Below are 13,143 nucleotides of genomic sequence, written 5' to 3' on the forward strand. Positions count from 1 at the left end.
TCAATTTTTCCAACTGCAAAATAAATCATCGCAGTAATCTATACGATTTGCCTTTTTTATTCCTTTTCCTATTTACAGCATCCGGATTTCTTTTATCAGTGTCTGCGCAAGAAATTTCACCTCTATCGTTTTCATCTGTAGCGGAAGAGCAGGATTATGCATTTGCTTTCGGACTTTACAGCGACAGTCTTTTCCAGCTTGCCGGTCAGCAATTTGAAACCTTCGTTCAAAAATATCCCAAGAGCATCAAGCGGCAGGATGCAGAGTTTTTTAGCGCTGAGTGTTTATTCCAGTCAGCACAATATCAAAACGCCGCCGCAAAGTACAATGCATTCATCCAGAATAATCCAAATTCCAAATATGTACCGGAAGCATATCTCAAGCTTGGCCAATCCTCACTCAATCTAAAAAAGAACAACGACGCAATTGCCGCATTGAAGATCGTGCTGGATAAGTATGGCGAAAGTGAATCCGCCGGTGACGCGGCGTACTGGATCGGCGAAGCATCATTGCGAAATGACGATACGCAAAACGCGCTGAAATATTACACGCTTGCATACGAAAATTATCCTAAAAATCGCCTGCGTGAGTACGCGTTATATTCAGTTGCATGGACACTTCAAAAGCGTACGGAATATGCAAAAGCTGCCGAGCAGTACGGCAAACTGATTGCCGAGTTTCCACAAAGCAGCTTAACGCCCGGCGCACACGTTCGCATTGGCGAATGTTTCTATTATGCAAAAGAGTATGCAAAGGCTGTCGAAGCGCTGACGAAATCCCGTGAAGAGATTCATAGCGAAGAAGAGTTAGCAAACGCCGATTACCTGCTGGCCGAAGCGTGTTATAAACTGGATGATTTTGCAGAAGCGCAAAAACGATATGAAAAATTCCTTCTTGACTATCCGAAAAACACGCTTGTGCCTGAAGTAACGTACAATCTTGCATGGAGTTTGTTCAATCAGAAGAATTATTCAAAGGCAATCGAGGTTTTTAATAAGCTGACAAACCGAACTGATGACCTTGGTCATGCTGCGTTATACCGGCGCGGCACTGCGGAACGTCTTGACGGAAAAAATGCGATAGCGCTCAAGACGTTTGAGGAAGTTGTTAAGCGCGAGCCGCAGGGCGAGTGGTCGGACAACGCGCTGTTTGATGCAGGAAGTATTTTCTTTGAGGAAACAAATGCAAGCGGGGCGAAACCGTACTTCCAGCGGTTGACTGCAGAATTTCCGAAAAGCGATATTCTGCCGGATGGATATAAAATGTTAGGCGAGTGTTTGCTGATCGAAGGGAACTTTCAAGAAGCGCACGTGTGGTTTCAGAAAGCGTTAGCGGCACCGGGTGCGTCATTCGAAGTAAAGATCGAAGCAGGCTTTCAATCGGCGTTCTGTGCCTTCAAACTAAAAGATTTTAAAGACGCTGCAGCAACGTTTGCTGAGTTTATTGCGCACTATCCAAAACATCCGAAGACTGATGAGGCAAAATTCTATCAGGCGGAAGCTGAGTACCGGCTTGGAAATTATACAACAGCCACGCGGCTCTATCAGGAATCCGCGGAAAGTTCAGGATCGGCGAAAAAAGAAGAAGCGTTGTACGGCATTGCGTGGGCGTTGTACAAGCAGGGGAAATTTCCCCAGGCTATCGAATCATTTGAGAAGCTCTTGGTGGAATATCCGAGAGGCAAGTTTGCATTCGATGCACGCTTACGGTTGGGCGATGCGAATTTCTTTCAGAAGGATTATAAAAAAGCTGTCGGTATCTATCGCACGGTCATTCGCATGTATCCGGACAGCGCTTCCATCGACTACGCGTATTATCAGTTGGGTCAGAGTTACTTAAAAGACGGCGACAATACCGAGGCGTACAAAGCGTTTGACGGATTGATCAAAACATTACCGCACTCGCCGCTTGCCGACGATGCGCAGTTTGCCCTGGGATGGGTCAACTTTCAGCGCAAAGAATACGGTGAAGCGATTAAGGAATTCAATACACTATTAAAAACTTATACCGCAAGTGAACTGTTACCGCGTGCGTATTATAGTCTCGGCGACAGTTACTACAATATTCAGCAGTATGTGGCAGCTGAAAAATCTTACCGGGAAGTGCTGAGGCAATTTCCGAAAAGTCCTTATGTTGCAGATGCCACGACCGGAATTCAGTATTGCTTGACAGCGTTAGGAAAAGATTCCGAAGCGGTCGAGGCATTAGATGAATTTGTAAAAGATAATCCGACTTCACCCGTGGGTGAAGAGCTTGAGCTGAAAAAAGGCGATCTGCTTTTCAATCAGAAAAAATATTCAGATGCCGTAGCGGTGTACCGCGGTTTTGCAGATAAGTATCCTCACTCTCAATTTCTCGCAAACGCACACTATGCAGTAGCGAAGTGCTACCGCGTGCAGGGCAGTCCCGATGAAGCAGCCCTGGCATTTGAGCGGGCCGCAAATGTTCCATCTGCAGCAGAGAAACTCATTGGCGAATCCCTGTTCGAAGCGGCGGAGATTTACACCGTTCAGCACAAACCTGATAAAGCAATTCTTACGTTGCAGAATCTTCAGGGGAAAGTGAATGAGCCCGAGATTATTGCCGAAGCAAAATTCCGAACAGGCGAGATATTGCGATCACTTGGAAAGAATGCAGAGGCGGATGCACAGTTCGGACAGGTGATACAAGAGTACGGCGATTTACCGATTGCAGACAAAGCCCGGGTAGCACAGGCTCGTATGTATTTTGAATTGCAAGACTATGATCGGGCAAAAACTGCTGCCGAGAAAGTTGCAACGTCGAGAAAAGATGAAACAGGCGCAGAAGCGCAATATATCGTAGGTGCATCGCTTGCCGGAAAAAAAGATTGGTCGAATGTCATTACTGCTCTGCTCCGGGTGAAATATGTTTTTCCTTCGTACGAGCGGTGGGTCGGAAGGGCGTATCTCGGTCTGGGCGATGCCTATGAGCAAACAAAGGATGCACGCCGTGCACGTGAATCGTACCTGACAGTTCTGAAATTGAAGACTGAGAGCTCGGTCATCGAAGAAGCCCAACGGCGTCTGAAAAGAATGGAGCAACAGTAGTGCGCGCAGTGCTACGTGTTTGGGAATTACCGATTCTTCTGCTTGTCCTGCAAGGAGCGGCGCTGCTTGCACAAGAAGAACCGATCGTGCAAGAAAAGAAAAATCCGGTCATGCGAAATAGGGAAATCAGTTCTCCGCGTCAGGATACGGTCAAGGCACCGACAAAGACCGCACAACGGCCTCTCCCAAAATTTGATTTACCGGAATATGTCATCACCGGAATTGCTTCAATCGATTTGCCGAAATTAGAAAAAATTATCATTGATGATCCCGCCGTCATTTCACAGCCCATGTTGAATTCTTCAGAAAAAACTCTGCGCGATCGTGAAACGCTGGATCTTGGAATGAAGAGCAGCAGAGGAAATTCACAGGAACAAACGAGTACGTATTCGGGGTTTGCAAAAGCAGGTATCGGTACATACTTCACACCGCACGTTGAACTTCAATTCGGGAAGTCGTTCCCGGAATACTTTTATTCTCTTGGCACTCAATATTTTCTGACGAAAGGTTACGCGCCGAACACAGATGAGTCAAACGGCAGTGTAACAGCGGTGGGAGGAACATCACTCGCATCAAGCGTACCGATGCTTCGGAATGCGGCACTCGATGGCAAGGTCGGTTATCGGAGTGAATCATTTCGTTTTTATGGTTCCGCAGCACCGAATCTTCAACGAACGATTTCGGATTACCGCGTGGAGGCGAAAGTAGAGAATCAGACATTGAATTCTTTCCCTTACTCAGCTGGAATAGCTTTGGAAAGTATGGATGTATCGGATTCGTCGGTATCGGTAAAAGAAACTCGATTTGATCTCAAATATCAAACTTCATTCCCGATTGCATCTCTTCCTCTTCAGACAAAATTACACATCATGTCCGCAACAGGCGGGTTGGGATTTATGGATTTGTCAGCTGGCGTACAAAATTATTGGTATGCCGGTATACTTTTCGAAGCGGCGCTTCATTTGTATTGGGCAAAAGGAATGGCAGGGCAGGGTTTGGCGCGTCTCTGTCCGCAATTCATGGCAAGCTATCAGGTGACACCTCAACATCGGGCATTTGTAGTGTATGAACAACTGTTCATTCCGATGACATTGACATCTCACAGTATCGAAAACCGGTATCTTTCCTCCGCGTCAATCGTCAAGCATGAATATATTCCAAGTGCCGTTGAACTTGGTATTGAATCCAATTGGACAGAGGCAATGAGGAGCCGTGTATCCTTAAATGTGAAATCTGCCCGTGATTTGCCCATGTTTTCAGATTCCTCCCATCCAGGTGTCTGGGCGCTGGCATACGGAGGACAGGCAACAATCGTAACATTCTGTGCGGAAATGGTTGCAAAGTTGAACTCAAATGATTATTTTGCTTCTAATATTTTGCTCCGTTCGACGAATGATTCTTATCTAAACGGAAGAATTCCTTACACATCGGCGATCGAAGCTTGGTGTTCAGCAATCCATAGATTTGGAACGGCGATCGCGGTGAATGGAGATGTAAGGTTTGTCGGAGAGCGTACAACCGACCTCGCCGGTACTGCAGCGCTTTCAAAGTATGCAGTTGTTGATGTGAACGGTGAATATGCACCATGTGATTTTTTAAGACTTTCAGCTGGAATTAAAAATTTAACGAATGCACAATTTGAAACGTGGCGTGGATATAGAGAATTTCCATTTACTGTGCGACTCGATGCACAAATAAAATGGTGAAGAATACATGTTCGTGAACGCAACACAACATTCCAAACATATAAGGAGGATTATTCAATGCCAGATTTGAATCTCATTGATGAAGGTGGATTTGAAGATGTGCCGGAGGCGCCGGCTGCTCCCCCGGCGAAAAAGAGTGTTAAAAGCAGCGGTGGCGGAGGTGGAAAAACAATTCTGCTCTTAGTAATTATTCTATGTGTTCTTGCAGGTGCTGTCTATCTTTTGAACCAGCGCGGTATTATTAAGATCTGGGGCAAAAAGCAGCAGCCGATCGTGCAAATGCAAGAAGAGCAATTCCCGATGGAACCCGCAAGTCAACAACCTGCGCAGGCACAGAAACAGGCGGATACAAATGAAGTTGCACTGCTCGATACAGCTCCTATAGAAGAAAAAACAGAAGCTGTCAAGGAACCTGAAGCAAAAACTCCGGAACCGATTGCGAAAAAATCAAAGGCGGTAAAAAAGAACGAAGCGATGATGGAGATGGAAGGTTCTTCAAAACTCAGCGAGATGAAAGGTGAATTTACGGTTCAGGTTATTGCTTATCACGATAAGAGCAGAGCAGTAGAGACAGCAAAAAATTTAGAGTTTTCCGGATACCCTTCCTTCGTTGAAAAAGTTCCGATGAAGGGCGGCGATTGGTATACTGTTCGCATTGGACGCTATACATCTCGCGATGAAGCGAAGAAAGCAGTGCAGTCATTTGCAGAGGAATTGCAGGCGCACTACGTTATCGACAAAGTTCGATCAAAATAAACGTATATAAGGATTTCTCTCGTCCAATTTACTTTTGCATGGAAACGATTATCTGTGTGAATGAACGAGAGTATGAGTCATATCAAGTAATGCCGGTTCTGAGTGTGAAGTGCGGCGTGAAGGAATACCTGTGAAACTATCGCCGCACTTGGGAAGAGTACCGTACGGTGCAAAAGAATTGCAGCGAGTCTATGTAAAACAAATGTCGCTTGCATTTATTCTTGCCGTCGTACTGACACTTGCCATTCTTAGTTCTCTTCGGTTGTTAGTAGATCCAGAAGCGTTCAATCCGTCGCCGCAGCACGTTGTCCACATTCTCGCATATTCCGAAATCGAACTTCCGCGTTCATTGAGCAATGTGGAAATTGGTATGTCGGCATATCCGATTCTTCAAGATCAATCCATCTCTTCGGAAATCACTTCTCCTGATGAATCCTTTCCAGCGACCGCTCTTCGGAATAGATCGAATTCTCGAAAACGAGATGTTCCGGGAGAACGGCGGCCGGGCGAAGGTTTGAGCTCTTTGCCGGGGCAGGTTGGCGTAGATAAAATTCAAACAGACGACAGGACGACCTATCCGAACGATATGGGTACTATAAACGCACCGGCTGGGCATAATGATATTGCAGGCGGCAGTGGAGAATCACGTGAACCATGGCGAAAAGGCGGACGTCCTGTACCGGGAAAAACCGGCGAGCCGCCAAGCGGATTTGACCATTCAGGAATTGGAAGTTCTTCTAAACCATCTGCCGGAACAACACCGTATGGATTAGGATCTGGCGAAGGCGGTGATGGAGAAGGAAGCGGCGTATTTTCTATGAAATGGCTTCATGGAATGACGCGCCGCAAGCTCAGCGGCGAATTACCGAACTATCCGCAAGGAACAACTGTCTCAGCGCAAGTGCGAATTCTCACGAAAGTTTTACCCGATGGATCTGTGCATTCTGTTCAGCCGGAACAAAAGGCAAATCGCCTTTTAGAAGAAACCGCAATGAAAGCAATCCTTTCCTGGAAATTTGAACCTCTTGCCTCGTCACTGCCGCAAGTGGAACAATCCTGCGTTATCACCTTTTCCTTTACGCTGAAGTAGTCGGAGTGTTTTCTTCTTTTTTCTTTCCATGATCCTGCTTGAGTTCTAATAAAAAATAAAAATAATAAAACGCAGTTTCCATGGCTGTGAGAAACAAAAGAGAAATCGTATCTCGGCTTATTTCTTTTCTGATCGTTCGCCATACCCAAGAATCCAGCGGCTGCCAATACCATTTGATAAACCATTCAGGAGAGAAGAGAAGATTTGTCAGGATCGCAGCAATTGTCCAGCCGACGGCAAAAATAATGCCGATGAACGCTACGGCAAGAAATCCTTCACCCATGCTCTCTTTTTTATATTTGATAAAAGCAAAAACAACCAGCACAATATGCAGGGAATAAATAAATGCAGCGGTCATAGGTTCAATTAAAAATAAGATAAATGAAAAATAAGAGAACTGTTGTTTATTTTTCTAATTTTTCATTTTGCATTGAATAATTGATTTAATATGCATCATCGCCAAAAAGAACGGCGTGAATTGTCTTGAGAATAATTTTTAGATCAAAGACAAGCGACCAATGTTCGATGTAATAAATGTCGTACTTCGTTCGTTCAGCAATGGAAGTATTGCCTCGCAAGCCGTTGACTTGTGCCCAGCCGGTCATACCGGTTTTTGCCCGATGCCGTTCCAGATATCGCGGTACCTGATTTTTGAATTTTTCCACAAAGTGCGGCCGCTCCGGACGCGGGCCGACGATGCTCATATCGCCTTTGATAACATTCATGAGTTGGGGAAGTTCGTCCAAACTGAAGCGGCGAAGAAATCGGCCGAGCCGCGTTGTTCGCGGGTCGTCTTTGTGCGACCAGACCGGCCCGGTCGATTGTTCCGCATCAATGCGCATCGATCTGAATTTAATGACTTTAAACACTTCGCCATCCAAACCTACGCGTGCCTGTAAATAGAAGATCGGCCCATGAGAATCGAGTTTTAAAAGAATTGCAATCAATAAAATTATTGGACTTGCCAACAAAAGGATACATGAGGCGAAGAGCAGGTCAAACACCCGCTTGACGATAAAATTCCATGTGCTGAGAGTAGGACTTTTAATGCCAAGGAATGGAATTCCTTCAATATGTTTGATTTGAACTTGACTGGTCATCAACTCGAGAATATCCGGAACCATCATCATTTCCACATTTAATCCCTGGCAGTCGCGGACGAGATCATGCAGAAGTGCATGTTCCGTCTCGTTAAATGCAATCAATATAACATCTATTTTCTGCGTTTTAATCAAGTCCGGTACAAAAGCAATGGATCCTAAGTACGGAATATGTTCCATGGTGTTTTCTGTGCTCCCCTGCACGGAACAATAGCCAAGGGCTTCATATCCGAGTGATCGATGTGTCGTAAGAGATCGAAAGATTTTGCCTGCAACAGAGCTTGTTCCCACAATGATGACCTGTTTCAGGTCGTTGCCATGTGCATACCAGAATTGTTCAAACTTCATGAGAATAAATCGTCCGATGGAGATGAACATGACAGCGGAAAGACCAAGGATCCAAAATACAATGCGTGAATACGAGAATGAACGGTAGAAAAATGCGCCCGCCATGACAACCAACATGCCCAGCACAACAATACGCACAATGGCGAAAAATTCATCCGAGAAAGATGTAATTCGCCGTGGAACGTATAAATGACGTGTATGGAACAACCAGCACCACACAGGAATAACAACGAAAGAACTTATGATGTATGCTTTTAACGGCGGAAGGCCGTACGAAATCGGAATGTACTGCGTCAGCGTTGAAAAAAATCTGAACCAGTATGAGAAAAGAAACGACGCTTCTATAGCAACTGCATCCGAGATGACGGTGAGTAGTGGTATTAATAAATCTTGTCGTCGTTTATGTGGCATAAGGAGTCAGTTGTCAGCCGTCAGTTATCAGTTGTCAGCATCCCTGCATTATCCAAACATTTCCTGTTCAACTTCCTGGAAAATGATATGGCCAATGGTTATATGTCCTTCTTGAATGCGCTGCGTATCGTCAGATGGAACAATGATCGCAAGATCAACGAGGCTTTTCGATTTGCCGCCGCCTTTGCCAAGAAAACCAATCGTAGCTAATTTCATTTTGCGCGCTTTTTGGAATGCATTGTTCACACTAGGAGAATTACCGCTTGTGGATATTCCAATAAGTACATCACCTTTATTACCCAGCGCTTCAAGAGAGCGGGTGAAGACGTTATCATAACCGATATCGTTAGCGCCGGCGGTCAGCAGGGATGAATCAGTCGTGAGTGCGATTGCCGGTAATGCCGGCCTTTTGATGTGAGGGCTGAGGCGAATCACAAACTCAGTTGCAAGATGCTGTGCATCTGCTGCGCTGCCGCCGTTGCCGCAAAGCAGAACTTTCTTTTTATTGTTGAACGCATTCATAATAATATCGACTGCTTTGGAAATATCCGGCGAACACTGCTGTAAAATACGGAGCTTCGTGTCGCTGCTTTCCTTAAGCGAATCACTGATGAACGTATCGCGTGAAAGCTTATTGTTCGAGGATGGAGTCATAGAAAACCCGATCGTTTCTTCTGTTTATGATGTGTGGATTGCGCTGGCAAACTCTTGAATAACTGAACTATGTGAATTCTCTTCGATGATTGTTCCCGTCACGATGAACGAAGCGCCGGCTTTCACTTTGTTGTTTGCTTCTTCCGGAGTTCGAATTCCGCCGCCGACAATAACCGGTAGTGAACAGTACTTCGTTACTTTCTTTATCATCGCATCTGGTACAGATTGTTTGGCGCCGCTGCCTGCTTCTAAGTAGAGTAATTTCAAGCCGATGAGTTCTGCCGCAAGCGCGTGCGCGACGGCGATATCCGGTTTTTCGCGCGGTATTGGTTTCGTATTGCTCATAAATTCTGCCGAAGTAACATTCCCGCCTTCGATCAACATGTACCCGGTTGAAATGGCTTCAAGTTTCATTCGTTTAATAATCGGGGCGGCATTTACCTGGTTCCCAATAAGATAATCCGGGTTGCGTCCGCTTATAAGTAAAAGAAACAGAATTGCATCAGCTTCAGAGGAAACCTGCGATACACTGCCTGGAAAAATAATAACCGGTGCTTTCGTATTCTCCTTGATGATTTTTAGAGTTTTGTCGAATTCATTCGAGAGCATGAGACTGCCCCCGACAAGAAAGGCATCAGTTCCTGCTTTGGTTGCTTCGCGAATGAAGCCGGGCAGCTTCTTTGAATCAATATTATCCGGATCGATGAGCAACAAATATCCTGCACCTCGATCATGCTTGATTTTTAGGAGTTGTTCGAAGGTTGTCATCAGGTTTTATTCACTTTCGCAAAAGAGATTCCACTATAGATTTCGTTTGTGCAAGTGCTTCATCTAATTTTTCAACATCTTTTCCACCTGCGGTTGCCATATGCGGACGTCCGCCGCCTCCGCCGCCAACTAATTTAGCGATTGCCCCGACAACTTTTCCCGCTTCAATCTTTTTCGCAGCGACGAGATCATCCGTGACGACGCAGACAAGCTGAACTTTATCTTCAATAACGCAAGCCAGCAAGCCGACACCGCTGCCAAGTTTTGCACGAAGTGAGTCGCCAAGGTTTTTTAATTCATCTATAGAGGCGGCAGAGACTATTGCAGCGACTAACTTGATATTTCCAATCGAAATGGCAGAAGCGGTTAAATCATCCATTGAACCGGAAAGTGATTGCAACCGGAAGCGTCCAAGCTCTTTTTCCATTGATTTCTTGGTCTCAGCAATTTGGAGGATGAGTTCTTCCATTATCTGATTCCGCGATTTGATTTGATCAAACCATGATTTCAATTCTTGTGAAGCTTCATTGGGTATAGATCTGATTTGTTTAAGATCGTTAAGACGCTGTTCATATCCGCCTAATGAATTATGTGCCAAGCTGGATTTTCCACCGCTTGCATCCGCAAGTTCGGATTTTAGTTGTAGAGTTTCATCGAATTGGTTAAAGGCATAATCGAGCCGTTCAAAGTACGACTTATCCTGAATTTTCAGCAATTCAAGTGCATAGTCATTTGTTACTGCTTCGATGCGGCGCACACCGCTTGCCACACTGCCTTCACTGCGAATTTTGAAGTAGCCGATTTCGCCTGTATTATTGACATGCGTGCCGCCACAAAACTCTGTGCTGAAGTCTCCAAATTGAATCACATTCACACGCTCGCCGTATTTATCGCCGAAGAACATCAACGCACCAAGCTTTTTCGCGTCTTCAAATGGAATGTTGTTCAATCCCGGCGTGCGAGGAATATTTTCCTTGATCTTCTCGTTCACTAACGCCTCGATGTCGGCAAGCTCTTGATCGCTGAGCTTGGCAAAATGCGCGAAGTCGAACCGTAAATAATCCGGTGCCACGAGCGAACCGGCTTGGTGCACGTGCGTTCCTAAAATTCTGCGCAGAGCATTGTGCAGTAAATGTGTGGCAGAATGATTACGCATAATGGAGAGGCGGCGAAACTGATCGACTCTTATTCTCACTTTCATCCCCATTCCAATTTCACTTGATGGGGGAATTACATGCACTATCGCACTCTTAGATGTCTTAAAGACATCAGAAACCTTTATTACATTGCCTGTGTTTAAAATTTCAATTTCACCAATATCAGCTACTTGTCCTCCAGCCTGTGCATAGAAAGGAGTAGTATCGAAAACTACATATTCTGAAATGCCACGTACAAAAAGCTTGGATGGTATGGAATCACGTACGGAATATTCAAAATCACCATCCATAGGATGACGTTTATGCTCAATTACCCAAGAATCGCATTGAAACTGATCATATCCTACAAATTTAGAATCAGTTGATTCAATACCAAGGTTATCTTGAACAAAAACTTTTGTTTCTCTTGTCAATCTTGCTCTGTCCCTTTGCTCCTCCATCAATTCCTCAAACCTCGAACTGTCGACCTTTAGCTGACGTTCTTGTGCCATAAGCTGCGTAAGATCAAAGGGGAATCCGAATGTATCGTATAACTTAAAGGTATCATCACCGGAAATGGTTTTTGAATCTAATGCTTTAGCTCTTGATACGATTTCTTCAAAAATCTTCAATCCATTTTCTAGGGTTACATTGAAACTTTCTTCTTCACCTTTAATAACTTTTTGGATGTGTTCCTGATTCGATTTTATTTCGGGGAAGATGTAGCTCATCGTTTCAACAAGCGCCGGTACGAGTTGATAAATGAACGGCTCGTGCATACCAAGATTACGTCCAAAGCGGGCTGCGCGGCGTAAGATGCGCCGAAGAACATATCCGCGCCCTTCGTTGCTCGGAAGCGCACCATCACCAATTGCAAACGTCAGTGTGCGCACGTGATCGGCAATGACGCGCATGGAGGTATCAAATTCGAATTGCGAATTGTCAATTGCGGATCGCATGCCGCCATTGTACGATTTATGAGTGAATTCAGAAATTTTCTTAATGATTGGAGAGAAGACGTCGGTATCGTAATTGGAACTCTTATTCTGTAGCACGGCGCATACGCGCTCGAAGCCCATTCCTGTGTCCACGTGTTTGGACGGCAGGGGAGTAAGTTTGCCGGTTTCGTCGCGATTGTATTGGATGAAAACAAGATTCCAAATTTCCATCACTTCTGGTATTCCAGCATTCACCATTTCAGAAGTGGCGTTGCCGGCGGGTGTTCGGTCTATGTGAATTTCAGAACATGGTCCGCATGGTCCGGTTTCACCCATTTCCCAAAAATTATCTTTTTCACCAAAGCGTAAAACATGACTTTGGTCTATGTCGGTAAGAGTTTTCCAATATTGCTCAGCTTCCTGGTCATCATTGTACACTGTTGCCCAGAGGCGATCCTTTGGCAGTCCCCAAACCTTTGTCAATAATTCCCACGCCCACGTGATGGCTTCCTTCTTGTAGTAACCCGCCCGGCCGATACCGTCCGGTGCGGACGGGTCGCCGAACGACCAATTGCCAAGCATCTCAAAGAATGTGTGGTGGTATGTGTCCCGTCCCACTTCTTCAAGGTCGTTGTGCTTCCCACTGACACGGATGCATTTTTGCGTATCTGCCACTCGCTTGTACGAGCGTTTGCCATTGCCAAGGAATACATCCTTAAATTGATTCATTCCTGCGTTTGCGAAGAGAAGTGTCGGATCGTCGTAGGGAACAACAGGCGAACTTGAAATAATGGTGTGACCACGTTCTTCAAAATATTTCAAAAAGCTGTTTCGGATTTCGGATGAAGTCATAAGGCCTATATTTCAATCTGCGTGTTCAGCGAGATCTCTTCTAATATATGAGACACTTTCAGGCAGTTATCCATTTCTCCTTCAAACACCATCGCTTTGCCGCTTGTATGGACTTCCCACGTCAATGTTTCAGCTTTCGACGTGTCGCAGCCGGTGGCTTTGATAATTTGTCCAATGACTTCGTCGAATGAATGAATTTCATCGTTGAACAAGATCACTTTAGCCGGTTGTTCAATTAGTACATCGGTATCTTTATCTTCTTGCTGAAGAGGTCTTTGTAATGGAGCTTGAGTCATGACAATTCTCTATTGCGAAA

General features: G+C 45.2%; 10 protein-coding genes. 4 read left to right on the forward strand and 6 right to left on the reverse strand.

Annotation, left to right across the window (positions count from 1 at the left end; all coding sequences use genetic code 11):
• The first annotated feature begins 98 nt into the window (after nt 1-98).
• The 4 genes from NTX44_08840 to NTX44_08855 all read left to right on the forward strand — a co-directional run bounded on the left by NTX44_08840 (nt 99) and on the right by NTX44_08855 (nt 6,620).
• Entirely contained in the window at nt 99-3,068 is a 2,970-nt protein-coding gene (locus NTX44_08840) for a tetratricopeptide repeat protein (protein MCX6121711.1), read from the forward strand.
• Nucleotides 3,068-4,774: a TonB-dependent receptor gene (locus tag NTX44_08845; protein ID MCX6121712.1), complete on the forward strand. Its 1,707-nt coding sequence runs from the start codon at nt 3,068-3,070 to the stop codon at nt 4,772-4,774. The genes NTX44_08840 and NTX44_08845 overlap by 1 nt, the downstream gene beginning before the upstream one ends.
• Before the next feature lie 57 nt (nt 4,775-4,831).
• Nucleotides 4,832-5,530, forward strand: coding sequence for an SPOR domain-containing protein (locus tag NTX44_08850; protein MCX6121713.1), 699 nt, complete (start codon nt 4,832-4,834; stop codon nt 5,528-5,530).
• A gap of 130 nt (nt 5,531-5,660) precedes the next feature.
• Nucleotides 5,661-6,620, forward strand: coding sequence for an energy transducer TonB (locus tag NTX44_08855; GenBank protein ID MCX6121714.1), 960 nt, complete (start codon nt 5,661-5,663; stop codon nt 6,618-6,620).
• Here the strand turns inward: NTX44_08855 and NTX44_08860 are convergent.
• From NTX44_08860 to NTX44_08885, 6 genes are all read right to left on the reverse strand, one after another.
• Entirely contained in the window at nt 6,607-6,978 is a 372-nt protein-coding gene (locus tag NTX44_08860) for a hypothetical protein (protein ID MCX6121715.1), read from the reverse strand. The two genes, NTX44_08855 and NTX44_08860, sit on opposite strands and share 14 nt — an antisense overlap.
• 85 nt (nt 6,979-7,063) lie before the next feature.
• A complete protein-coding gene (locus tag NTX44_08865) occupies nt 7,064-8,479 on the reverse strand; it encodes an undecaprenyl-phosphate glucose phosphotransferase (GenBank protein MCX6121716.1) in 1,416 nt (471 codons plus the stop codon).
• Between the two features lie 48 nt (nt 8,480-8,527).
• On the reverse strand, nt 8,528-9,133 hold the full coding sequence (locus NTX44_08870; GenBank protein ID MCX6121717.1) for a D-sedoheptulose 7-phosphate isomerase: 606 nt from the start codon (nt 9,131-9,133) through the stop codon (nt 8,528-8,530).
• A 24-nt stretch (nt 9,134-9,157) separates the two neighbouring features.
• Nucleotides 9,158-9,901 (reverse strand): geranylgeranylglyceryl/heptaprenylglyceryl phosphate synthase, encoded by a 744-nt coding sequence (locus NTX44_08875; protein ID MCX6121718.1) that lies wholly within the window; start codon nt 9,899-9,901, stop codon nt 9,158-9,160.
• Between the two features lie 10 nt (nt 9,902-9,911).
• On the reverse strand, nt 9,912-12,827 hold the full coding sequence (alaS, locus tag NTX44_08880) for an alanine--tRNA ligase (protein ID MCX6121719.1): 2,916 nt from the start codon (nt 12,825-12,827) through the stop codon (nt 9,912-9,914).
• Nucleotides 12,828-12,832: 5 nt separating this feature from the next.
• Complete coding sequence (locus NTX44_08885) at nt 12,833-13,123, reverse strand: ATP-dependent Clp protease adaptor ClpS (GenBank protein MCX6121720.1); 291 nt, start codon at nt 13,121-13,123, stop codon at nt 12,833-12,835.
• Nucleotides 13,124-13,143 lie beyond the last annotated feature (20 nt).

Source organism: Ignavibacteriales bacterium, assembly GCA_026390575.1.
GTDB lineage: Bacteria > Bacteroidota > Ignavibacteria > UBA10030 > UBA10030 > Fen-1298.